Consider the following 579-nt stretch of genomic DNA (forward strand, 5'->3'; position numbering starts at 1 on the left):
GCTTTCCAAATTGTTAAAGAGCAGATTTTCTAATGAAAACCATGTTTAAACACACTCGTAAGAATGCTTAAAGATGGTATCCCGTAGGGGAGTCGAACCCCTGTTACCGCCGTGAAAGGGCGGTGTCCTAGGCCTCTAGACGAACGGGACACTAAGATACTCTAAACTTTCTAAACCATATCAATCTGTGTGAACACTCATCGCAATAATCATCGTATAAGGAGGTGATCCAGCGCCAGGTTCCCCTAGCGCTACCTTGTTACGACTTCACCCAGTCATGAACCACAAAGTGGTGAGCGTCCTCCCGAAGGTTAAACTACCCACTTCTTTTGCAGCCCACTCCCATGGTGTGACGGGCGRTGTGTACAAGGCCCGGGAACGTATTCACCGTGGCATTCTGATCCACGATTACTAGCGATTCCGACTTCATGGAGTCGAGTTGCAGACTCCAATCCGGACTACGACGCACTTTTTGGGATCGCTCACTTTCGCAAGTTGGCAGCCCTCTGTATGCGCCATTGTAGCACGTGTGTAGCCCTACTCGTAATGGCCATGATGACTTGACGTCGTCCCCACCTT

General features: G+C 49.7%; 1 tRNA gene and 1 rRNA gene. Both read right to left on the reverse strand.

The annotated features are described in order from the left end of the window. Positions 1-74: 74 nt before the first annotated feature. Positions 75-150: transfer RNA gene (locus CIK04_RS31040), tRNA-Glu, on the reverse strand. A gap of 67 nt (positions 151-217) precedes the next feature. After that, a 16S ribosomal RNA gene (locus CIK04_RS31045) occupies positions 218-579 on the reverse strand; the annotation flags it as partial.

It is taken from the genome of Vibrio sp. 03_296, assembly GCF_002265885.1.